General features: G+C 72.8%; 20 protein-coding genes. 13 read left to right on the top strand and 7 right to left on the bottom strand.

Annotated elements, in window-relative coordinates; translation table 11 throughout:
* Positions 1–45: 45 nt before the first annotated feature.
* The gene (locus tag KV394_RS08935) at positions 46–2,019 is read right to left on the bottom strand and encodes a YhgE/Pip domain-containing protein (protein ID WP_247981270.1); all 1,974 of its coding nucleotides are present in this window, start codon (positions 2,017–2,019) and stop codon (positions 46–48) included.
* Entirely contained in the window at positions 2,016–4,850 is a 2,835-nt protein-coding gene (locus KV394_RS08940) for an efflux RND transporter permease subunit (RefSeq protein ID WP_247981271.1), read from the bottom strand. The genes KV394_RS08935 and KV394_RS08940 overlap by 4 nt, the downstream gene beginning before the upstream one ends.
* Before the next feature lie 131 nt (positions 4,851–4,981).
* On the opposite strand from KV394_RS08940, the gene KV394_RS08945 reads away from it, so the two are divergent.
* Positions 4,982–5,605 carry a TetR/AcrR family transcriptional regulator gene (locus KV394_RS08945; protein WP_136029756.1) on the top strand — a complete coding sequence of 208 codons (624 nt, stop codon included), beginning with the start codon at positions 4,982–4,984 and terminating at the stop codon, positions 5,603–5,605.
* Here the strand turns inward: KV394_RS08945 and KV394_RS08950 are convergent.
* A complete protein-coding gene (locus KV394_RS08950; RefSeq protein ID WP_247981272.1) occupies positions 5,602–6,588 on the bottom strand; it encodes an o-succinylbenzoate synthase in 987 nt (328 codons plus the stop codon). The genes KV394_RS08945 and KV394_RS08950 overlap by 4 nt on opposite strands.
* A 119-nt stretch (positions 6,589–6,707) precedes the next feature.
* On the opposite strand from KV394_RS08950, the gene KV394_RS08955 reads away from it, so the two are divergent.
* The 11 genes from KV394_RS08955 to KV394_RS09005 all read left to right on the top strand — a co-directional run bounded on the left by KV394_RS08955 (position 6,708) and on the right by KV394_RS09005 (position 16,486).
* Positions 6,708–7,040: a PadR family transcriptional regulator gene (locus KV394_RS08955; RefSeq protein ID WP_136029762.1), complete on the top strand. Its 333-nt coding sequence runs from the start codon at positions 6,708–6,710 to the stop codon at positions 7,038–7,040.
* A gap of 1 nt (position 7,041) precedes the next feature.
* Positions 7,042–8,019 (top strand): permease prefix domain 1-containing protein, encoded by a 978-nt coding sequence (locus KV394_RS08960; protein ID WP_247981273.1) that lies wholly within the window; start codon positions 7,042–7,044, stop codon positions 8,017–8,019.
* Positions 8,020–8,093: 74 nt separating this feature from the next.
* Positions 8,094–9,014 (top strand): 1,4-dihydroxy-2-naphthoyl-CoA synthase, encoded by a 921-nt coding sequence (locus KV394_RS08965; protein WP_247981274.1) that lies wholly within the window; start codon positions 8,094–8,096, stop codon positions 9,012–9,014.
* 23 nt (positions 9,015–9,037) lie between these two features.
* The gene (locus KV394_RS08970) at positions 9,038–10,192 is read left to right on the top strand and encodes an AMP-binding protein (protein WP_205812773.1); all 1,155 of its coding nucleotides are present in this window, start codon (positions 9,038–9,040) and stop codon (positions 10,190–10,192) included.
* A 37-nt stretch (positions 10,193–10,229) separates the two neighbouring features.
* Positions 10,230–11,021: a class I SAM-dependent methyltransferase gene (locus tag KV394_RS08975; RefSeq protein WP_247981275.1), complete on the top strand. Its 792-nt coding sequence runs from the start codon at positions 10,230–10,232 to the stop codon at positions 11,019–11,021.
* Between the two features lie 58 nt (positions 11,022–11,079).
* The gene (locus tag KV394_RS08980) at positions 11,080–12,261 is read left to right on the top strand and encodes a sensor histidine kinase (RefSeq protein WP_247981276.1); all 1,182 of its coding nucleotides are present in this window, start codon (positions 11,080–11,082) and stop codon (positions 12,259–12,261) included.
* The gene (locus KV394_RS08985) at positions 12,258–12,893 is read left to right on the top strand and encodes a response regulator (RefSeq protein WP_136029771.1); all 636 of its coding nucleotides are present in this window, start codon (positions 12,258–12,260) and stop codon (positions 12,891–12,893) included. Before KV394_RS08980 ends, KV394_RS08985 begins: the two co-directional genes overlap by 4 nt.
* A gap of 97 nt (positions 12,894–12,990) precedes the next feature.
* Positions 12,991–13,752 carry an ABC transporter ATP-binding protein gene (locus tag KV394_RS08990; protein ID WP_136029774.1) on the top strand — a complete coding sequence of 254 codons (762 nt, stop codon included), beginning with the start codon at positions 12,991–12,993 and terminating at the stop codon, positions 13,750–13,752.
* The gene (locus KV394_RS08995; protein ID WP_247638390.1) at positions 13,749–15,209 is read left to right on the top strand and encodes an ABC transporter permease; all 1,461 of its coding nucleotides are present in this window, start codon (positions 13,749–13,751) and stop codon (positions 15,207–15,209) included. The genes KV394_RS08990 and KV394_RS08995 overlap by 4 nt, the downstream gene beginning before the upstream one ends.
* An 18-nt stretch (positions 15,210–15,227) precedes the next feature.
* Positions 15,228–15,887, top strand: coding sequence for a 2-phosphosulfolactate phosphatase (locus KV394_RS09000; RefSeq protein WP_247981277.1), 660 nt, complete (start codon positions 15,228–15,230; stop codon positions 15,885–15,887).
* 77 nt (positions 15,888–15,964) lie between these two features.
* Positions 15,965–16,486: a DUF3054 domain-containing protein gene (locus tag KV394_RS09005; protein ID WP_247981278.1), complete on the top strand. Its 522-nt coding sequence runs from the start codon at positions 15,965–15,967 to the stop codon at positions 16,484–16,486.
* A 60-nt stretch (positions 16,487–16,546) separates the two neighbouring features.
* Here KV394_RS09005 and KV394_RS09010 read toward each other — a convergent pair whose 3' ends face one another.
* The 4 genes from KV394_RS09010 to KV394_RS09025 form a co-directional block, all read right to left on the bottom strand.
* Positions 16,547–17,035 carry a SprT-like domain-containing protein gene (locus KV394_RS09010; protein ID WP_136045618.1) on the bottom strand — a complete coding sequence of 163 codons (489 nt, stop codon included), beginning with the start codon at positions 17,033–17,035 and terminating at the stop codon, positions 16,547–16,549.
* 43 nt (positions 17,036–17,078) lie between these two features.
* On the bottom strand, positions 17,079–17,606 hold the full coding sequence (locus KV394_RS09015) for a hypothetical protein (protein WP_136032279.1): 528 nt from the start codon (positions 17,604–17,606) through the stop codon (positions 17,079–17,081).
* 82 nt (positions 17,607–17,688) lie between these two features.
* Positions 17,689–18,549, bottom strand: coding sequence for a spermidine synthase (locus tag KV394_RS09020; RefSeq protein ID WP_136032281.1), 861 nt, complete (start codon positions 18,547–18,549; stop codon positions 17,689–17,691).
* Between the two features lie 29 nt (positions 18,550–18,578).
* Positions 18,579–19,838, bottom strand: coding sequence for an LCP family protein (locus KV394_RS09025; RefSeq protein WP_247981279.1), 1,260 nt, complete (start codon positions 19,836–19,838; stop codon positions 18,579–18,581).
* A 151-nt stretch (positions 19,839–19,989) separates the two neighbouring features.
* Here KV394_RS09025 and KV394_RS09030 point away from each other — a divergent pair, with 151 nt between their 5' ends.
* Entirely contained in the window at positions 19,990–21,279 is a 1,290-nt protein-coding gene (locus KV394_RS09030; RefSeq protein ID WP_136032286.1) for a sugar ABC transporter substrate-binding protein, read from the top strand.
* Positions 21,280–21,284: the final 5 nt, after the last annotated feature.

Raw genomic sequence — 21,284 nt, forward strand, 5'->3', positions numbered from 1 at the left:
CCGGCCCCTGAGAGGGCCGGGGCGTTTCGTCTGCGCTGACGGGAGTCAGGCGGGGGCGAGGACCGCGGTCGCCGTGGTGGTGCGGCGGACCGCGACCACCACGGTCGTGGCGACGAGCGACAGCATGCCCCACACGATGAGCGCGGCCACCGCCGGGCCGCTCGCGGAGATCAGGCCCGTGAACGCGGGAGCCGTCGGCAGGGCGGCACCGATCGCGGCGAGCCAGCCGGGCACGGTCGAGATGAGGCCGGTCGCGACCGCGAGCACGCCCACGAGCGCGGCGATCCAGCGCCCGATCCCGCCGAACACGGCCACGAGCGCCTGGTTCACGGCGGCGAACGCGACCCCGGCGAGCACGGCCGTGCTGGCGAAGGCCCACCACTGGGCGGCGTCGTAGCTCGCCACGGTCTGCACGATGAGCGACACCAGCAGGCCCTGCGCGGCGCCGATGGCCGCGGCGGGCCAGAACCCGCGCAGGGCCAGGGCCGCGGAGGAGCGGCGGGAGGTGAGGGTGCGGGCGGTGTGGGCGCGCAGCACCAGGAACGACGCCAGGCTGCCGAACCACAGCACGACCGCGGTGAGCAGCGGGATCGCGGTCGGGCCGAAGATCGCGTTCTCCGGGGCGTCCGCCGCGACCGGGTCGGCGATCACCGACGCGAGCGAGGTGGACTCGTCGTCGCTGAACGAGGGGAGCGAGTCGGCCGCGGTGCGCAGGCCGCCCGCGAGATCGCCCGTGCCGGTGGCGAGCGTGTCGAGGCCGGCGACGAGTTCGGTGGAACCCTCCGCGAGCTGGTTCGCGCCGTCCGTGAGCTGGGTCGCGCCGGTCGCCAGAGCCCGTGCCCCGGCCGCCGAGGGGCCGATGCCCTCGCTGGCGAGCTGGGTCAGGCCGTCCGCGAGCTGGGTCGCCCCGGTCCCGGCCTGCCCCATGCTCGATGCGAGGGTGCCGAGGGTGCCGGGGAGCGCCGCCACGCCGCCCGACACCTCCGGGCTGGTGAGGATGCCCGCCGCGGTGCCCGCCGACCGCGCCACCGACCCGGCCTGGGTCGCGAGCGCGGTGAGCTGGTCGCACTGCGCCTGGTCGGTCACGGGCGGCGTGCACGCGCCCGCCGCGAGGGCGCCGAGGCTCTGGGCGAGCGCCGCTGCGTCGGTGCCGGCCGTCTGCGCCGACCCGGCGGCGGACTGGATCCCGCCGACGAGCTGCTGCGTCGGGGCGACACTGGCCTGGAGCTGCGCGGCACCCGCGGTGAGTCCGCTGCCGATCTGCCCCGCGCCGGCCGCGGCCTCGCGCGTCTTGCCCGCGATCGTGTCGAGCCCCGACGCGAGCGAGGAGGCGCCGGTGCCGAGCTGTGCAGCGCCGGAGGCAAGCTGTGTCGCGCCGTCGGGGATCTCCGCCGCCCCGGTGGCGGCGTCGCGGGCGCCGGTCGCGAGCTGGAGTGCACCGTCGGCGGCGTCGCCGATCTGGTCGCCGATCGTGGTGAAGCCCACGAGGATGTTCTCGGTGGTGGCCTCCGACAGCATGGTGCCGAGGGTCGACGCGGCGACGTTCGCGATCTGGCTCGTGATGAGGTCGTCGGCGACGAGACCGTCGTCGGGGGTGGTGACGCGGATCGTCGCCTGCTCCGCGTCGCCGCCGCCGTCCGCCACGGCCTGCCCGCCCGAGGTCGCGGCGGCCGAGAAGTCCTCGGGGATCGTGATGACGGCCTGGTACGAGCCGTCCGCGAGCCCGTCGGCCGCATCCTCCTCGTTCGAGATGACCCACGTGAGGTTCGAGTCGAGGTCGTCGGAGCCCTCGACCAGCCCGGAGGCGAGCTGTCGTCCGAGCGGGGTGACCTGCCCGTCGATCTCGACCGGCTCGTCGAGGTTCACGATCGCGGCGGTCATCGACTCCAGCCGCTCCGTGGGGTTGTACAGCGCGGCCATGAGGATGCCGCCGATCGCGGCGGGCAGCAGCAGCACGCCGAGGATCGTCAGCCACGTGATGGGCTTGCGGGAGCGCGCGCGCTCGAGGGGGAGGGTCATGCGGTCACCTCGGTGGCGTCGGCGGCGGCCCGGTGCGGGTCGCGGAGGTCCAGGGTGTCGGCGGACGACCATCCGGCGTCCGCGAGGAGGGAGCGCGCCGCGGTCTCGTCGACCGCGGTGGCGAACACGGCGAGGGGGCGGCGGGCCGCGGTGTCGCGCAGTCGGGCCGCGAGCTGATCCCGGGCGGCGCCGTCGAGGCGGTCGATGCCGTCGAGCACCACGAGCTCGGTGCGTCCGCGCAGCGCCTCGGCGAGGTCGGGGGCCGTCGCGTCCTGGTCGTCCACGAGCACGCAGCCGACGTGGGCACGCACCCACGCGGCGCGACCGGGGAGCAGGTGCCCCGCCACGCGCAGGCGACCCTCGCCCGGCGGCACCCGTCCGGCGATCGTGAGGGCGAGCACCCGCAGCGTGGCGGCGTCGAGCCCGGTGGCCACCACCGCGCTCCCCGGTGCGAGGCGCAGCGACAGGCCGTCGAGCGCGGCGATGTCGCCGCCCACCGTGAGGTCGTCGGCTGCCACGACGGAGCCGTCGCCGGGCCACGCGGCGAGGTGTCGTTCGCGTTCCACCGCCTCGCCCTCGATGTCCACGCTCGGCAGGATGCGCTCGAGCCAGGCCGGGATCTCCCACGCGCGCTCGCCGAGGATCGCCATGAGGGCGGGGATCAGGGTCATCCGCACCAGGAACGCGTCGATCGCGATGCCGGCCGCGAGCCCGAGCGCGATGGGCTTGAGCGACGAGTCGCCCTCGGGCACGAACGCCACGAACACCGCGAACATGATGAGTCCGGCGGCCGTGACGACCTTCGCGGAGCCGGAGAAGCCGCTCCGCACGGCGCGCAGCGCGGCCGCGCGACGGGTCGTCCGGTCCGGGCTCTTCGCGTCGGGGTCGTGCACGAAGTCCTCTCTCATGCGCGAGACGAGGAACACCTGGTAGTCCATGGCGAGGCCGAACAGCACGCCCATCAGGATGATCGGCATGAAGCTGATGATGGGGCCGACCTTCGCGACGTGCAGGGCGTCGGCGAACCAGCCCCACTCGAACACGGCACCCGCCACGCCGAACGCGGCCACGATCGACAGCAGGTAACCGGCGGCCGCGGTGATCGGCACCCAGAGCGAGCGGAACACGATCGTGAGGAGGATGAGCGACAGGCCGATCACGAAGATGCCGAACGGCAGCAGGGCGGCTCCGAGCTGGTCGGAGATGTCGATGCCGACCGCCGTGAAGCCGGTGACTTTCAGGTCGATGCCGAACTCGTCGAGCCATTCGTCGTGGTGGCTGCGCAGCTCGCGCACGAGGTCGGCGGTGGCGGGGTCGTCGGGCGCCGTCTCCGGGATGATCTGCACGATGCCGGTGTCGGCGGTCTCGTTGGGGGTGGCGAGCGCGACCTCCTTGACCCCCGGGACGTCGGCGACCGCGTCGCCCAGGTCCTCCATCAGACCGAGCGGATCGGTGGAGGTGACGATGGTGCCGGTGAGGATGAGCGGGCCGTTGAACCCGGGACCGAACTGTTCGCCCACGAGGTCGTAGGTCTGCCGCGCTTCGGAGTCCTTCGGAAGCACGCCCGCGTTCGGCAGCGCGAGGTCGAGGCTGAGTGCCGGGACGGCGACGACGCCGAGACCGAGGACGATCGCGAGGGACACGAGGATCGGGCGCCGGGTGACGCCGGCGACCCAGCGGCGGCTGCCCCGAGGGCGGGGTTCGGCCGGGGGCGCCTCGGCGCCGTCGGAGGCCTCCGACGCCGCGCGGGCCGTGGCCGCCCTGACCTTCTTCGTCTTCCGCGACGTGTTCGCCCGGGGCTTCTTCGGGCGCCCGGCGACGCGGTGGCCGAGGAAGCCGAGCAGGGCGGGCGTGAGGGTCACGGCGATCGCGACGGCCACCGCGACCGCGACCGAGGCGGCGATGCCCATCGTGGTGAGGAAGGGGATCCCGGCGAAGCCGAGGCCGATCAGCGCGATGAGCACGGTGACGCCGGCGAACACGACGGCGGAACCGGCGGTGCCGACGGCGCGCGCGGTGGACTCCTCGGGGTCGACGCCGTCGCGCACCTGATCCTGATGCCGCGCGACGATGAAGAGCGCGTAGTCGATGCCGACGGCGAGCCCGAGCATGAGCGCGAGCAGCGGCGTGGTGGACGAGACGGTGGCGAACGCGGTCGCGGTGAAGATGCCCGCCATGGAGATGCCGACGCCGAGGATCGCGGTGAGCAGCGGCAGCCCGGCGACCACGAACGAGCGGAACGTGACGATGAGCACGAGCAGGGCGATCAGCAGCCCCACGGCCTCGGTGAGCGTGACGCCCGGGATGGAGATCGCGAACAGGTCGCCGCCGAGCGACGTCTGGGCGCCATCGGGCAGCTCGGCGCCGAGGTCAGCGACCACGGCGCGCAGGGCGTCCTTCGTCTCGTCGGACACGTCGGTGGACTCGCCGTCGAACTGCACGCGCACGATCGCCGCGGTGTCGTCGTCGTTGATCATGCCGTCGACCATCTCGTCGTACGGCGAGGTCGCCGCCAGCACCTGGTCGAGATCGCCGAGGGCGGACACGGCGTCGTCGATGGGCTCGCGGTACGCGTCGTCGTCGATGCTGTCGCCGTCGGCGGCGACCACGATGAACTGCGCGTTGGTGCCGCTCACCTGCGGGAAGGAGCGGGACAGCTGCTCGAGGCCCGCCTGCGACTCCGTGCCGGGGATGGAGAACGTGTTGTCCGTGCCCGCACCGAGCACGACGGCACCCGCGCCGGCGATGCCGAGGGCGAGGAGCCAGGAGACCAGCACGCGCCAGGGGTGCCGGAACGACCAGCGTCCGAGGGACGACAGGAGTGTGGACACGGGTTCTCCTCGGTGGGGGTGAGCTGGATACACAGGTGTATCCAATACATAGATGTATCGTAAGGTGATCCGGCATCGCGATTCTGTGTGCCGGGTGTGAACACGAGGCGAATCGCACCGGGAGGGAACGCATGGCGGCAACGGCCACGCGCAGCCGTGAGAACACGAGGGCGCGCCTGCTCGACGCGGCGGCGCAGGTGTTCGCCGAGGTGGGCCTGGAGGGGGCGTCGGTCGAGGCGGTCTGCGAGCGCGCGGGCTTCACGCGCGGCGCGTTCTACTCCAACTTCGACTCCAAGGACGAGCTGTTCCTGATGCTCGCCGCGCGGGTGGCCGATGCCCGCGTGGCCGCCGTGCGCACGCGCGTCGAGCAGATGCGCGCGGAGGGCGAGCTCGGCGACGGGTGCGACCCGACCGACCTCGTGCAGCAGATCATGGAGCTCGGCAGCGACGACCGGCTCGGCGTGATGCTCATGAGCGAGATCCGCATCCGCGCGCTGCGCGATCCCGCGTTCGGTGAGGCCTATCTGGCGCAGGAGCGCGAGATGGTCGGCAGCATCGCCCGGATCGTGGAGGACATCGTCGAGGCCGGGTCGCTGCGGCTGCGCCTGCCCGCGACCGACGCCGCGCGCATGCTCATGATCATCTGGGAGGGCATGACCGTGCGCGGAGCGATGGCCGGCCGCGACGACGCCGAGCTGCGCCACTCCGGCGGCGAGGAGCTGGGTCGCCTCGTGGAACTGCTCGTCGAGTCCTAGCCCGGGTTCCGCGTCGCGAGCTCGTGGTGGCAGCGGGCCAGGCGGGCCAGCCACCACTCGCGCCGCTCGTCCGCCGCGGCGAGGCGCGTGAGTGCATCCGCGTCCGGGGTGACGCGCCCGACCGGGATCGCGCCGTCGACCGGGCGGAGGTCGGTCACGTCGTCGAGGAACAGCGAGCCCGTGCCGAGGCCGCAGTCGAAGCCGAGTGAGGGCAGCGCGGCCGCCAGTGCGGCGCCCTGTGACAGACCGACCGCGGTGTCGAGCGCGCTGGACACGACCGCCGGGAGTCCCGCTGCCGTCACGATCTGCAGCGCGTGGGTGACGCCTCCCAGCGGCTGCGCCTTGATCACGACGATGTCCGCGGCCCCGGCGCGGGCGACGGCGAGGGGGTCGTCCGACTTGCGGATGCTCTCGTCGGCGGCCACCGGGATGCCCATGTACTTCACGCGGGTGCGCAGTTCGGCCAGCTCGGGCACGGTCGCGCACGGCTGCTCGACGTACTCCAGGTCGTACTCCGCCAGGGCGTGCACCGCGTGCTCGGCCTCGTCCACGTTCCACAGTCCGTTGGCGTCGATGCGGACGCGCCCCTCCGGTCCCATGGCCTCGCGGACGGCGCGGACCCGGGCGACGTCATCGGCCAGCAGCTGTCCCGGCTCGGCGACCTTGACCTTCGCGGTGCGGCACCCGGGGAAGCGGGCGAGCACCTCCGGCACCCGGCCGGGCTCGACCGCGGGCACCGTCGCGTTCACGCCGATGCGATCGCGCACGGGGGCCGGTTGCGCGCGCCAGGCGTAGTCGATCGCGGCGGCGAGCCACGTGGCGGCCTCGGCGTCGTCGTACTCCACGAACGGCGAGAACTCGGCCCACCTCTCCGGCCCCTCGAACAGCAGCGCCTCGCGGGTGTCGACGCCGCGGAACCGGGTGTGCATCGGGAGGGCGACGACCCTGGCCGTGTCGAGCAGTTCTGCGAGCGGAGGGATCATGCCCTCATTCTGCGCCACGGGCCGCGCGGCGACGGATCCACGCGCCGACGACCCCGAGCGTGCGCCGCACGAACAAGTGCCATTGACAATGGTGTGTGACGCACAGTAATGTGATCGACATGAACGAGACGCTCGACACGCACCTGCAGGAACTGCGCCGCGGCACCGTGGTGCTGGCCTGCCTGCAGCTGCTGCGCACGGCGGGCTACGGCTACGGGCTGCTGGAAGAGCTCGAGCGCCGCGGCTTCGCGACCGACGCGAACACGCTGTACCCCCTTCTCCGCCGGCTGGAGAAGCAGGAGTACCTGACGAGCGAGTGGAACACCGACGAGGCACGGCCGCGCAAGTTCTACCGCACCTCGGAGGCCGGCATGCGCCTGGCCGACACCCTCACCGACGAATGGCGCGCGCTCACCGCCGCGATCGCCTCCCTCACCACCGAGGAGAACTGACATGACCGCCACTCTCACCGAGCGCTACATCAGCGCGACGATCCGCAGTCTGCCGCCCGAGACGCAGGGCGACGTGCGTGCCGAGCTCGAGGCGTCCATCGCCGACGCCGTCGAAGCCCGCATCGACCTGGGGGAGGACCCGCAGGAGGCCGAGCGCGCCGCGCTGACGGCGCTGGGGGATCCCGGAGCCCTCGCCGCGGGATACGCCGACCGCCCGCTGCACCTGATCGGCCCGCGGTACTACCTCGCCTGGTGGCGGCTGCTGAAGCTGCTGCTGATGATCGTGCCGGTCTGCGCGCTCGGCGGCGTGGCGCTCGGACAGACGATCGCGGGAGCCCCTGTCGGCGAGGTGATCTCCAGCGCCGTCCTGGCGACCGGGGGCACCATCCTGCACGTCTGCTTCTGGACCACGCTCGTGTTCGTCATCCTGGAACGGTCGGGCACCGACGCCGGGATGAAATGGGACGTCGACCAGCTGCCCGAGGCGTCGGACGACGGCGTCGGCCGCAACGAGCTGATCGCCTCGCTCGTGTTCCTCGGGCTCGCGGTGGGCGCCCTGCTCTGGGATCGGTTCCGCGGCTTCGTGGTGGTCGACGGCGAGGCACTGCCCATCCTCGACCCCGGTCTGTGGCCGTGGGGGATCGGTGTGCTGTTCCTCCTCATCGTCGCCGAGGCCGTGTTTGCGATCGTCGTCTACCGTCGCCGCGGGTGGAGCACCGCGCTCGCCGTGGTGAACACGGTCCTCGCCGTGGCCTTCCTCGCCTGGACCCTGACCCTGCTCCTCACCGGCGACCTGGTGAACCCGGACTTCCTCGCGCACATCGTCGCGGCGGGCGGCGACGGATTCGCCGCCGGTGACGCCGAGGCCGCCGACGAGGGCGGGATCTTCCGCATCCTCGCCGTGCTGCTCGGATTCGGCATCGCACTGGGCGTCGGCTGGGACATCGTCGACGGCTGGCGCAAGGCTCGCCGGCGCTGACCCGCGGAGTGCACCCACCCGGACCGGGTGGGTGCACTCCGTGTCGCTCGGAGGCGGGGAATAGGCTGGGAGACGTGACCGATGCCTTCGTCTCCGACCTGTTCGACCCGTCCGAATGGGTGCTCGCGCCCGGCGCCGAGGACTACACCGACATCACCGCGCACGTGTCGCGCGACGGCGGTGTCGCCCGCATCGCGTTCGACCGGCCCGAGGTGCGCAACGCGTTCCGGCCGCACACGGTCGACGAGCTCTACCGCGCCCTCGACATCGCCCGGCAGGACGCCCGCATCGGCGCGGTGCTCCTCACCGGCAACGGCCCGAGCCCGAAGGACGGCGGCTGGGCGTTCTGCTCCGGCGGTGACCAGCGCATCCGCGGCCGCGACGGCTACAAGTACTCCGACTCCGAGACCGCCCTGATCGACGGGCAGTCGCGCGCGGCCGTCGGGCGCCTGCACATCCTGGAGGTGCAGCGCCTGATCCGCTTCATGCCGAAGGTGGTCATCGCGGTCGTGCCCGGATGGGCGGCCGGCGGAGGACACTCGCTGCACGTCGTGTGCGACCTCACGATCGCGTCGGCCGAAGAGGCGCGGTTCAAGCAGACCGACGCCGACGTGGGGAGCTTCGACGCCGGCTACGGCTCCGCGTACATGGCGCGCCAGGCCGGGCAGAAGTTCGCGCGCGAGGTGTTCTTCCTCGCCGAGGAGTACTCCGCGCAGCGGGCGTACGAGGCGGGCGCCGTGAACCGTGTGGTGCCGCACGCCGAGCTGGAGCGCGAGGCGCTGAAGATGGCGCGCACCGTGCTCACCAAGTCGCCCACCGCGATCCGCATGCTGAAGTTCGCGTTCAACGCGGTCGACGACGGGCTGGTGGGCCAGCAGGTGTTCGCGGGAGAGGCCACCCGTCTCGCCTATGGCACCGACGAGGCGGTCGAGGGTCGCGACTCGTTCCTGGAGAAGCGCGCGCCCGACTGGTCCTCCTTCCCCTGGCACTACTGACCGAGCACATCCCGGAGGCACGCATGACCGCCCTGATCCCGACCGATGCGGAAGACACGGGACAGCTGCGGGACGCACTCCAGCGGGCGCTCGACGGCGGCCCGGCGCTCGGCTTCGGCATGCTGGGCGGTGCTCCGGAGCACGTGGCGGACGGCATAGCGGCGGTCATCGCGACCTCGGGGTCGAGCGGCATCCCCAAGCGCGTGGCCCTGAGCGCGGAGGCGCTGCGGGCGAGCGCCGAGGCCACGGCCGCGCGCATCGGCGAGGGACGGTGGCTGCTCGCGCTCCCGGCCGGTTACGTCGCCGGGCTCCAGGTCATGGTGCGCTCGCTCCTCGCCGGGACGGAGCCGCGGCAGATCGAGGGACGCTTCTCCCCGGTGTCGTTTGCCGAGGCGACGCTGGCCATGCTGCGCCCGGCGGGTGCGGCGGGTGTTCCCGAGCTGTACACCTCGCTCGTGCCCGCCCAGATCGCCACGCTGCTCGACGCGGCGGAGGACACCGCCGTGCGCGCGGCACTGCAGGCGTACCGGGCGATCCTCGTGGGCGGGCAGGCGCTGCCGGAGCCGCTCAGGGAGCGCGCGGGCGACCTGGGCGTGCGGATCGTGCGCACCTACGGCTCGACCGAGACCAGCGGCGGCTGCGTGTACGACGGCGTGCCGCTCGACACGGTCGCGGTGCGGGTGGTCGACGGCGAGCTCCGCATCGCCGGACCCATGCTCGCGGAGGGCTACCTGGGCGACGGCTCGCTCACGGCTCGCACCTTCCTGCACGACGAGCACGGCATCCGGTGGTACCGCACGGGCGACCTCGGCCTCGTGGAGGACGGGGTCGTGCGCGTGCACGGCCGGGCGGACAACGTGATCGTGTCGGGCGGGATCAACATCTCGCTGGACAGGGTGGAGCGCATCGTGCGGCGCGTGCCGGGGCTGCACGAGGCGGTGGTGGTGCCGGTGCCGGACGAGCGCTGGGGTGAGGCGTCGGTGATCGTCGCGCCGCGGGGCGAGGTGCTGCGGCGCAGCGAGGCGGAACAGCTGGGGCAGGCGCGCGAGGCGGTGGCGGCCGAGATCGGCGCGCACGCCCGTCCCTCGCGTCTCGTCCTGGTCGACGAGCTCGCGGTGCTGTCGTCGGGGAAGCCCGACCGCGAGGCGATCCGCCGGTCGGTCGCGGAACTGCACTGACGCGTCGCCCGCCCGCGGTCCTGCCAGACTGGGGCGCATGGCCACGTACACGCACGGACACCACGAATCCGTCCTCCGCTCGCACAACGTGCGCGACATCGCCAACTCGGCCGCGTACCTCCGCCCGCACCTCACCGCGCAGACGCGACTGCTCGACGTCGGGGCGGGTCCCGGCAGCATCACGGTCGACTTCGCCGGGGCGGTCGCACACGTCACCGCGACCGAGATCGACGAGTCGGCGCTGTCGCTCTCGCGCGACCTGGCGGCGCAGCGCGGCCTCGACAACCTCTCCTTCTCGGTGGAGGACGTGCACGCGCTGAGCTTCGCCGACGACACGTTCGACGTGGTGCACGCGCATCAGGTGCTGCAGCACGTGGCCGATCCGGTGCAGGCGCTGCGGGAGATGCGGCGTGTGACCGTGCCGGGCGGCCTCGTCGCCGCGCGCGATGCCGACTACGCGGGCTTCCTGTGGTTCCCGGTGCTGCCGGAGCTCGACCGGTGGCTCGACCTCTACCGCCGGGCCGCGCGTGCGAACGGGGGCGAGCCGGACGCGGGGCGGCGGCTGCTGGCGTGGGCCCGCGCGGCGGGCTTCCGCGAGGTCACCGCGACCGCGTCCACGTGGTGCTACGCGACCCCGGAGGAGCGCGACTGGTGGGGCGGCATGTGGGCCGACCGCATCCTGGAGTCCGCCCTCGCCCGGCAGCTCGTGGACGAGGGCCTGGCGACCCCGGCCGACCTGCGCGACATCAGCGAGGCGTGGCGGCGGTGGGCGGGCGACGGCGACGGCTGGTTCCTCGTGCCGCACGGCGAGATCCTCGCGCGGGCGTGAGCGGCGGATACATCGGCAGACGGATGTCTCGCCCGGCGTGCTCGCGTAGCGTGGGGGAGTGATCCGGCCGCTCTCCCGCACGGCGCTCATCCTCGACATCGTCGGGGCGGTGCTGCTGTTCGTCATCTTCACTCCGATGTCGGTGGTGTTCTACGCGCCGCCGGTCACCGGAGAGCCGGTCGCGGGCGCCGCGGTGGCGGCGGTGGTCGTCGCCGGGCTCCTGATGTTCGGCGCGGTGGCGATCGGCCGGCTGTCTCCCGGGCTGGCGCTCGTGGGCGCCTGGGCCGGCGCGATCGTGCAGATGCTCGCCGGCTTCGGGCCGCTGCCGATCGACCTCGCGATCCTGCTGGTGCTGTACGCCACGTCGGCCTGGGGGTCGCGCCGCGTGCTGTGGTGGGGCCTCGGCTCGGTGATCGTCGGCGGCGTGATCGCGGCGCTCTACATGGTGTTCGTCAGCGGGGTCGCGTTCGGCACCGGCACCGGGTGGGAGCTCGTGACGGGCGGCACGCTGCTGCTCGCGGCATCCATCATGGCCCTCGGCTTCGCGTGGGTGTGCGGTCTGCTGTGGCGCGTGGTGCTGCGATCGCGGCGCACCAGGGCGGCGCAGTTGCAGGCCGAGGCGCTCGCGGCGGAGGAGCAGGAGCGCGTGCGCATCGCCCGCGACATGCACGACATCGTGGCGCACTCGCTCGCGGTCGTGATCGCGCAGGCCGACGGGGCCCGGTACGCCTCGGCCGTGAAGCCCGAGATGGCGACCGAGGCCCTCGGCACGATCGCCCAGACGGCCCGCGGTGCGTTGAGCGACGTGCGGATGCTGCTCACCCAGCTGCGGCACCGCCAGGGCGACGGTCCGCAGCCCACCCTCGCGGATCTGGAGACGCTGTTCGCGCAGGTGCGCCAGGCGGGTATCGAGCCGCGCGTCACGGTCGACCCGATGCCGCCGGGGGAGCCGCCGGGGGCGATCCAGCTCGCGGTCTACCGCATCCTGCAGGAGGCCCTGACCAACGCGATCCGGCACGGCGACGGGGCGGTGGACGTGCACCTGGCCTGGCTCCCCGACCGCGTGGACATCCAGGTGCGCAACACGGTGGCGGCCGACGCCCCGCCGTCCGCACCGGGTGGGCACGGCCTGATCGGGATGCGGGAGCGCGCGCAGCTGGTCGGCGGTAGTCTGCACACCGAGCGCCGTGGTGCGCAGTTCGTCGTCCAGAGCAGCCTGCCGATCGGAGCCTCCCAGTGATCAGAGTCGTGCTCGTCGACGACCAGGCCCTGTTCCGCGCCGGGATCCGCATGCTGGTGGCCTCGCAGCCCGACCTCGAGGTCGTGGGGGAGGCGGGCGACGGCAGGGAGGCGCTCGCGGTGGTCGCCACGACGCGGCCCGACGTGGTGCTGATGGACATCCGGATGCCGGTGATGGACGGCCTGACCGCGACCGCGGAGATCCTCGCCCGGCCGGAGCCTCCGCGGATCGTGATGCTCACCACGTTCGACCTCGACGAGGCCGCGGCCCGCGCGATCCGGCAGGGCGCGAGCGGCTTCCTCCTCAAAGACGCCGATCCGGAGTTCCTGCTCGCGGCGATCCGCACGGTGCACGCGGGGTCCAGCGTGATCGCGGCGTCGGCGACCCGCGAGCTGTTCGCGCACTTCGCCGAGGCGCCCCGCCCCGTCCCGCCGCAGTACGGCGAGCTGACCGAGCGCGAGCGGGAGATCTTCGCGCTCGCCGCGCGGGGTCTGTCGAACGCGGAGATCGCGGCGCGGGAGTTCCTGAGCGAGGCGACCGTGAAGACGCACATCAGCCGGATCCTCACGAAGCTGGCGCTGCGCGACCGCGTGCAGCTGGTGGTGTTCGCTTTCGAGCACGGTCTGGCCTGAGCGCGACCGCGTCCTCCACGAGATCATCCTTCCGATGTATCGGGATGCTCCCGATGGCCGACGCGGTGCCCTGGACGGCGGAAATAGCGTCGAGGACATGGAGATCACGACCAGCGACCTCGGGCTCGCCGCCCGCGTCCAGCACCTGAAGAAGACCTACGGCTCCGGTGAGGGCACGGTCCACGCGCTCGACGACGTGAGCGTCGGCATCCGCCGCGGCCAGTTCACCGCGATCATGGGGCCGTCCGGCTCCGGCAAGTCCACGCTCATGCACATCATGGCCGGGCTCGACAGCCCCACCGAGGGCCGGGCGTGGATCGGCGACACCGAGATCACGGGGCTGAGCGACCTCGACCTCACGCTGCTCCGCCGCCGCCGCGTCGGCTTCATCTTCCAGGCGTTCAACCTGGTGCCCACGCTCGACGCCCTCGGCAACATCCTGCTGCCGTTCGAGCTCGACGGTCGCCGGCCGAGCGCGATCGAGCGGGCCCGCATCGACGGCCTCATCGACACCCTCGGTCTCGGGCCGCGCCTCGGGCACCGTCCCCACCAGCTGTCGGGCGGCCAGCAGCAGCGCGTCGCGATCGCCAGGGCGCTCGCCACGGCCCCCGACCTCGTGTTCGCCGATGAGCCCACCGGCAACCTCGACTCGAAGACCGGCCGGGAGGTGCTGCGCCTGCTCGCCTCCGCGAGCCGCGAGCACGGCCAGTCCATCGCGATGGTCACGCACGACGCGATCGCCGCGAGCCATGCCGACCGGGTGCTGTACCTGGGCGACGGTCGCATCGTCGCCGACCACCCCCGCCAGACCGCCGAGCAGATCTCCGCGTACATGCTGGCCGCCGAGGTGACGGCATGACCGCCGTCGCGACCGTCGTCCCGGAGACCAGGGCGACCGGTCCTCGCCTGGGTTGGCTGCGCGACCGCGGCATGGGTGCGAGCATCCTGGTCGCGGCGCTGTCCGCCGCCTTCGGCGTCTTCCTCGTCGAGATCACCGCCTACATCGGCGCGGTGCTCCAGTCCGACCCGTTCATCGGCGACAGCGGCACCCTCGCCGTCGTCGTCGCGATCCTCTCGGTGCTGCTCACGGCGGTGGCGATGTACGTGGCCGCGATCGTCACGGCCAACACGTTCTCGACCATCATCGCCGGCCGCACCCGTCAGATCGCCCTGCTGCGCCTGATCGGTGCCACCGCGCGCTCGCAGCGCGGACAGGTCGGACGACAGGGACTCATGGTGGGTCTGCTCGGTGCCGCCATCGGGCTCCTCGCCGGTCTCGCGCTCTCCGCGGCGGCCGTCGAGATCGGGGGACGGTTCGTCGCCAACGCCCCGACGGACTTCACGCTCGCGCAGCCCGCGCTCGCACTCCCGGCGATCGGCGTCGCGCTCACGACGTGGGCGGCCGCGTGGGTGGGGTCGCGCCGCGTGCTCGCGGTCACGCCGTTGCAGGCGCTCGGCGGAGCGGTCGAGCGCACGCACGATGAGGTCTCGGGCCGGACGGGGCGCCACGTGGGGGCGTGGGTGCTGCTGATCTCGGGTGCCGCGCTGCTCGCGGGCGGCGTGATCCTCGGGCTCGTTACCCCGCTCGGCGTGGTCGTGGCGTTCTTCGGCGGCATCCTGTCGTTCACCGGGCTCGCGCTCGGGTCGGTGCTGTTCATGCCGCCCGTGCTGCGGCTCGTCGGTCGCCTGTTCGGATCGAGCGCGACCGCACGGCTCGCGGCCGAGAACGCCCTCCGCTACCCGGAGCGCTCGTCGCGCATGGCGATCGGCGTCGTGATGGGCGTGACCCTCGTGACCATGTTCGCCGTGGCCCTCGAGTCCGCCAAGCGCCTCATGATGAGCCAGACCACCGAGGAGATCCCGCCAGAGTTCTTCGCGCCGTTCGACGCCTTCGCGGCCATCATGATGGTGCTCGTGGCGGTGTCGGCGGTGATCGCCGCGGTCGGTCTGGTCAACCTGCTCACGATCGGGGTCGTGCAGCGTCGGCGTGAGCTGGGGCTGCTGCGGTCGATCGGCCTCTCCAACGGACAGGTGCGCCGCTTGGTGCTGCTGGAGGCGACGCACATCACGGTCGCCGCGACCCTCACCGGGCTCGTGCTCGGCGTGGCCTACGGCTGGATCGCGGCGCAGTCGCTGCTCGGCTCGGTGCCCACGCTGCCGGAGTTCACCCCGGCCGGCCTCGTCGCCCCGCAGGTGCCGTGGCTGCCGGTCGTGATCATCGTCGCGGCGACCGCGGTCCTCACGCTCGTGGCGGCCGCGACGCCCACGCGCCTCGCGACGCGCGTGGCACCGGTCGAGGCGCTCGCCGCGGACTGACGCCCCTAGGCTGGACGGGTGCCGTCGCCGTTCGATCAGTCCACGTATCAGGTCCGCCTCGACTGGGGGGTCGCCGGGCTCCGGCGGCTCGCGCCGTCCGACGTGATCGTGGTGGTCGACGTGCTGCGGTTCTCGTCCGTCGTGGCGGAGGCTGTCGCGGAGGGCGCCGAGGTCCCGCTGGCCGGAGCGCTCGAGTGGTCGCGCAACGGGGCGGCGGTGGCGGCCGCTGCTCCGGCCGAGGCCACGGTGCTGCTCGGCTCGCTGCGCAACGCCCGGGCCGTGGCCGCAGCGGTGCAGGCGGAGCAGGAGCGTCGTCAGGGCCGCACCTCGGTCGCGATCATCCCGGCGGGAGAGCTCGACGAGGCAGGGGAGCTGCGCTTCGCCGCGGAGGACCTGCTGGGGGCCGGAGCGATCGCGGCGGCGCTCACCGACCGCGGCATCGACCACACGGCACCCGATGCGGCCGTCGCGGCCGAGGGTTTCCGGGCGCTGCGGCGGGCGCTGCGGCACCTGGTGGGGGCCACCGGCTCCGCGCGCGAGCTCGCGGCGGGGGTCGCGGCCACGGAGCGCCTGACCGCTGCGGGGCTCACCCCCTTCGCCCCCGTCGAGGCTGCGGCACTGGATGCGATCGACGCGGTGCCGGTGCTGCGCGAGGGGCGGTTCGTCCGTCACACCTGAGCGCGCGGTGCCACCGGTCGCACGGCGGACCGCCGCGCCGACGAGCCGATGACGGTGGCGCGGCGTAGGGTCGGGGCATGAGATACCTCCCCGCTCTCATCGTCGACGCCGTGCTCGTCCTGGTCTTCGCCGCGATCGGGCGGGCATCCCATCAGGAAGACCCGGCCGGGTTCCTCCTCACCGCCTGGCCCTTCCTGGTCGCGCTGCTGGTCGGATACGCGGTGGCGCTGCTGCTCCCGGCACGACCGCGGCGACCGTGGTCGCTGGCGTGGGGTGCCGTCGTGTGGGTCGTCACGGTCGCGGGCGGCATGCTGCTGCGGGTGCTGAGCGGCGACACGGCCGAGGTGCCCTTCATCGTGGTCGCGTCGATCGTGCTGGGGCTGTTCCTGGTGGGCTGGCGGGGGCTCGCGGCGCTGGTGCGGCGTCTGCGCGCGTCGTCCGACCGGAGCTCGGCCTCCGCGCCGCAGACCCGCCCGTCGGCGGCGGCGTTCCCCGCGGCCGTGCCGGAACCGGGTGCGGCGGCCACGCGTGCCCCGGAGGCGTCGGCGGCGGACGATCCCGCCGAGGCGCCGGAGTCGCGCGACCCCGATCCCGCCTGAGCCGGGTCACGGCGGACGGCGACTGCGCGGAGACTTGGAGCCGCGGAGCCGCGGGCGTCGTCAGCGCGGCAGCTGCGCCGCGACTCGGGCGTCCGTGGTGATCTCGCGGCGCGTCCAGGCGAAGAGGTGCCGGGAGTCGAACGTGCGCGAGCACCGGGCGCACGAGGTGGCCCGCGTCGGGCGGCGGTGGCGATAGGTCACGTGCCCCGCGGGGCAGTGCCCCACCCACGGCGCCAGCTCGACCGCGGTCTCGCCGTGGTGGGTGGTGCCGCCGACGTAGCCCAGGTCGGCGGCGACGCGTTTCCACGCGGGGCCGTGCGCCGCCGCGTGACCCGCGAGCGCATGGGCCACCTCGTGCAGCAGGACCTGGTGGATCTCGTCGTCCTCGAAGCGGGCGGCGAGGTAGCGCGACACCGTGATGCGCTTGTTCGTGTAGTCGCACTGCCCGGCACGGCGCTTGGCATGGTCGAAGTCGAACGTCCAGCTGTCGTCGAGGTGCAGCCGGATCAGTGCCTCGCCCCAGACGCGCACTCGGGTCAGTTCCGCCATGGGCTCAGGGTAATCCACGGCGGGGACATCGGGGTGCTGCGGCTCAGCCCGCGATGAGCTGCGACGGTCGGTGCCGCTCGGCGGCCTCGATCGCCAGCAGCACGGTCTCCAGCTCGCTGTCGGCCGCGCCCGACTCGCGCCGCAGGAACAGCGACTGCTTGAAGCTCTCCCGCGCGGTGTCGAAGTCGCCGGCCTCGTAGGCGTTCTTGCCGTGGTGCTGGTAGGCGAACGCGGCGATCGACAGCCAGCGCTGCCCCTCGGCCTCGGAGGCGCACGTGGCCAGCTCCTGCTCGGCGGCCGCATGGGCGCCGCGGTACTGCAGGATCGTGGCGTGCAGCACGCGGGCGCGCAGCACGTCCCGGCGGGTTCCGGCCATCCGCGCCTGGCGCACGGTCTCCTCGGCGAGTACGAGCGCCTCGTCGAGACGGTCGAGCACCTTCAGCAGCCACACGCGCTCGAGCAGTGCGGGCAGGGAGCGCTGCTCCTCGATCTCGGTCAGGCGGGCAGCGCACTCGTCGAGATCGACCAGTTCGCGGAGGGTCTCCCGGTCGTAACCCCGGATCAAACTCATTGCTCTCCTTCTGATGCGTCCCCGCCGCGTCCCCGTCCAGTGTGCCTGGCGTCTGCGCGGTCTCGAAGGCGGCGCGCCCTGGTCAGCGCAGGAACAGCGATGCGTCAGGGCGGGGCGACGCGACGGCGTCCGCGTCCGTCACGACGCGAGCTCCCTGGAGGAACGCCTCCGCCTCCGCGCCCTGGGCGATCTTGGCGGGGTGGGGTCCGGCCGCGAGCAGTCGCGGCAGCCACTCGGTGGGCAGCGGCGCGGCGGATGCCGCGAGCACGAGGTTGCCGAATCGCCGTCCCTTGAGCACCTGCGTGTCGGCGAGGATGCCGAGCTCGGGCAGCACGGCGGCGATCGTCGCGGCCTGGCGCCGGGCGAACGCGAGCCCCGGTCCGTCCGCGACGTTCACCAGCAGCACGCCACCGGGGGCGAGCAGCCCGGAGAGCTCGCGGTAGAACTCGACGCTCGTGAGATGGGCGGGCGTCTGCGCGCCGGAGTACACGTCCGACACCACCAGGTCGCAGGCATGGTGCAGTGCGGCGGGCAGGCGCCCCACACCCTCCCGTGCGTCGCCGATGCGCAGCCGGATGGCCGCGCCCTTCGGGAGGGGGAGGTGCTCCCGGACGAGCTGCACGAGCGGTGCCTCCAGCTCGATCACCTGCTGACGCGAGCCGGGTCGCGTGGCCTCGATGTAGCGGGGGATCGTGAGCGCGCCGGCACCGAGGTGCACGGCGGTGAGCGGACCGGCGGGCAGCTGGTCGATCACGGCGCCCATCCGCACGATGTATTCGAAGTGCAGGTGGGTCGGGTCGTCGAGGTCGACGTGCGACTGCGGGGTGTCGTCGACGATGAGCTCGAAGCCGCTCGTGAACTCGGAGGGGACGATGCGGGCGATGCCGCCGTGATCGAGCCGGGTCTGCGGGTGCTCGGTGTCTCGCGCGCGCGTCCGGCCCATGCTCCGAGCCTACGCGCTGCGCCGACCGCTCAGCGCTGGTTGCCGACCGCGCACGTCTCCTGCTCGAGCGTCTGACCGGAGACGTCCGGGGGCAGGGTGGCCCGCGCGTCGGGCGTCTCGGTCGGCGCGGGGGTCGCGGCGGTGGCGTCGGTCTCGCCCGGCGCCGGTGTCACGAGCTCCACGCCGCGGCGGGTCGCCACGTCGCCGGTGAGCTGCAGCGGCTGTCCGGACTTGATGGCCGCCCACAGCTGTTCGGCCGCGGCCTCGTTGGGCACCACGCGGTCGTCGTCGTCGGGGTCGACGACGTTGGGGTACTGCACGAAGACGAAGTCGCTGAACTTCACGTCCTTCAGGGCGAGCGCGAGCTGCGCGAGCCGGAGCGGGTCGTTGAGTGATTCGCTGGGGTCGATGTTGTCGGCCACGGCGTTCGCGATGCGCAGCACCGTCGGCACATCGGTGAGCGTCTCCTCGCTGAGCACCTTCTTCGCGAGGCGCGACATGTACTGCTGCTGGTTGGAGATGCGCGCCAGGTCGCTCTCGTCGCCCACGCCGTGCCTGGTGCGGATGAACTGCAGTGCCTCGACGCCCGACACGGTGCGCATGCCCGCGGGCCAGTCGATGCCCGTGTGCCGGTCGCGGATGCCCTCTCCCGCGATGCACACCTCGACGCCGCCGATCGCGTCGGTCACGGCCATCACGCCGTCGAAGCTGATGGCGGCGGCGAACTCGATCGGGATGTCGCCGAGCGTGCTGACGGTCTTCGCGACGCACGAGAGCCCGGCGTGCTCGAACAGGGAGTTCATGCGCGCCTTCTGCATGGCCGATGCGACGGAGCCGTCGGGCCGGGTGCACTCCGGCACCTCGACGCCGAGGTCGCGGGGGAGCGAGACGACCGTGACGTTGCGGGGCTCGGCCGAGACGTGCACGAGGAGGGTGACGTCGTTGCGGCGGAGTCCGTCGGCCTCTTCGCACCGCTCCGCGAACAGCGCGGTCGCGCGCTCTCCGCACTCGTCCGTCCCGGCGATCAGGATGCTGAAGGACTTGTCGGCGGGGTAGGCGCCGATGGTGGGCGGGTCGACCTCGGGGGCTCCCTCCAGCACCACGGCGTCGTCGCCGATGCGGGCGAACAGGTCGACGATCAGGAACGTGCCGACGCCGATGACGGAGACCAGCACGACGGCGAGGGAGATGCCGAGGAGCCGGAAGACCCGTCCGGCGGTGCTGCGCGTGCGCTGCGGGGCGTGGCGGGCGATGGTCGGGCGATCGGCGTCGTGTCCGCGGCGTGGCATAGGCGCGAGCCTACCGGCGGAGCCCGATGTTACGGGGGTGTGACGATTCTGGGAGGAACTTGCAGGGAATTAGTTAGTCGTGGATACTTTTTCCTATCCCCCGGTCTGCACCCGATGCCTACCTGGACTTTTTCAAAGAGGAGATCCCTTCATGCACAAGCGCATTCTTCCGGCAGTGGCGCTCGGCGCCGCCGCCACGATCGCCCTGGCCGGCTGTGCCGGCGGCAGTGGCGACAACGGCTCGGCCGACGGTGAGGGCAAGGAGCTCACCGTCTGGATCATGAAGGGGACCAACCCCGACGCGACCGCGTTCTACGACAAGGTCTCCGAGGCCTTCGAGGAGGAGACCGGCGCGACCGTCAAGATCGAGGAGATCCAGTGGGCCGACGCCCACGACCGCTTCGTCACCTCGATCGCCGGCGGCACCACCCCCGACATCGCCGAGACCGGCACCACCTGGACCGCCGAGTTCGCCGACGCCGGCGCGCTCCTCCCGATCGACGAGTACGTCGACGGCGAGAAGGGCCTGCGCGACGACCTGGTCGAGGGCCTCTCTGTCGCGGGCACGTACGACGACGAGCTCTACGGCATGCCGTGGTACGCCGGCGTCCGGTCGATCGTCTACCGCACCGATGTCTTCGAGGAGCTCGGGCTCGAGGCGCCGAAGACGTGGGACGACATCGTCACCGCGGGCGAGGCCATCAAGGCCGCCAAGCCCGACATGCTGCCCTTCCCGGTCGCGGGCGACGCCGAGTTCCAGGTCTACCCCTGGGTCTGGGGCGCCGGCGGCGAGATCGCCACGAAGGACGGCGACACCTGGACGAGCGAGCTGGACAGCGCCGAGTCGCAGGCCGGCATCGAGTTCTACACGGGCCTGGCCACCGAGCACGGCTTCTCCTCCGCGGGTGCCACCACCTGGAAGGAGACCGACCTCCGTGACGCGTTCACGCAGGGCAACGTCGCCATGATGCTCTCCGGATCGTGGACCCCGAACGCGCTCGTCGAGGCCAACCCGGAGCTCGAGGGCAAGATCGGCGCCGCGGTCATCCCCGGCCAGGACGGCGGCATCGCCCCGTCCGTGCTCGGCGGCTCGCACCTGTCGATCTTCAACACCACCAAGAACGCCGACCTGGCGTGGGAGTTCGTCAAGCTCATGACCACCGGCAAGTTCGCCGAGCAGTGGTCGGACGAGACCGGCTACTTCCCCGGCGTGCAGTCCGCGATGGAAGAGGCCCTCGCCTCGACCGACCCGCTCGTCGCCCCGTTCGCGGAGCAGATGGTCGACGGCGGCGCGTCCGTCCCGGTCACCCCGAACTTCGGCGCCGTGCAGGCGAAGAAGACGACCAACGCCATGATCCAGGCCATCCTCAGCGGGCAGAAGGACGTCGCGACCGCGACGAAGGACGCCGCTGCGGAGATGACCGAACTGCTCAACCAGTAAGGAAC

This window comes from Microbacterium sufflavum, from assembly GCF_023101165.1.
GTDB classification, from domain to species: domain Bacteria; phylum Actinomycetota; class Actinomycetes; order Actinomycetales; family Microbacteriaceae; genus Microbacterium; species Microbacterium sufflavum.

Coding starts and splice junctions, on each gene's coding strand:
- KV394_RS08935 (WP_247981270.1), bottom strand. CDS start 2,019: ATGACCCTCCCCCTCGAGCGCGCGCGCTCCCGCAAGCCCATCACGTGG.
- KV394_RS08945 (WP_136029756.1), top strand. CDS start 4,982: ATGGCGGCAACGGCCACGCGCAGCCGTGAGAACACGAGGGCGCGCCTG.
- KV394_RS08950 (WP_247981272.1), bottom strand. CDS start 6,588: ATGATCCCTCCGCTCGCAGAACTGCTCGACACGGCCAGGGTCGTCGCC.
- KV394_RS08955 (WP_136029762.1), top strand. CDS start 6,708: ATGAACGAGACGCTCGACACGCACCTGCAGGAACTGCGCCGCGGCACC.
- KV394_RS08960 (WP_247981273.1), top strand. CDS start 7,042: ATGACCGCCACTCTCACCGAGCGCTACATCAGCGCGACGATCCGCAGT.
- KV394_RS08970 (WP_205812773.1), top strand. CDS start 9,038: ATGACCGCCCTGATCCCGACCGATGCGGAAGACACGGGACAGCTGCGG.
- KV394_RS08975 (WP_247981275.1), top strand. CDS start 10,230: ATGGCCACGTACACGCACGGACACCACGAATCCGTCCTCCGCTCGCAC.
- KV394_RS08990 (WP_136029774.1), top strand. CDS start 12,991: ATGGAGATCACGACCAGCGACCTCGGGCTCGCCGCCCGCGTCCAGCAC.
- KV394_RS08995 (WP_247638390.1), top strand. CDS start 13,749: ATGACCGCCGTCGCGACCGTCGTCCCGGAGACCAGGGCGACCGGTCCT.
- KV394_RS09005 (WP_247981278.1), top strand. CDS start 15,965: ATGAGATACCTCCCCGCTCTCATCGTCGACGCCGTGCTCGTCCTGGTC.
- KV394_RS09010 (WP_136045618.1), bottom strand. CDS start 17,035: ATGGCGGAACTGACCCGAGTGCGCGTCTGGGGCGAGGCACTGATCCGG.
- KV394_RS09015 (WP_136032279.1), bottom strand. CDS start 17,606: ATGAGTTTGATCCGGGGTTACGACCGGGAGACCCTCCGCGAACTGGTC.
- KV394_RS09020 (WP_136032281.1), bottom strand. CDS start 18,549: ATGGGCCGGACGCGCGCGCGAGACACCGAGCACCCGCAGACCCGGCTC.
- KV394_RS09025 (WP_247981279.1), bottom strand. CDS start 19,838: ATGCCACGCCGCGGACACGACGCCGATCGCCCGACCATCGCCCGCCAC.
- KV394_RS09030 (WP_136032286.1), top strand. CDS start 19,990: ATGCACAAGCGCATTCTTCCGGCAGTGGCGCTCGGCGCCGCCGCCACG.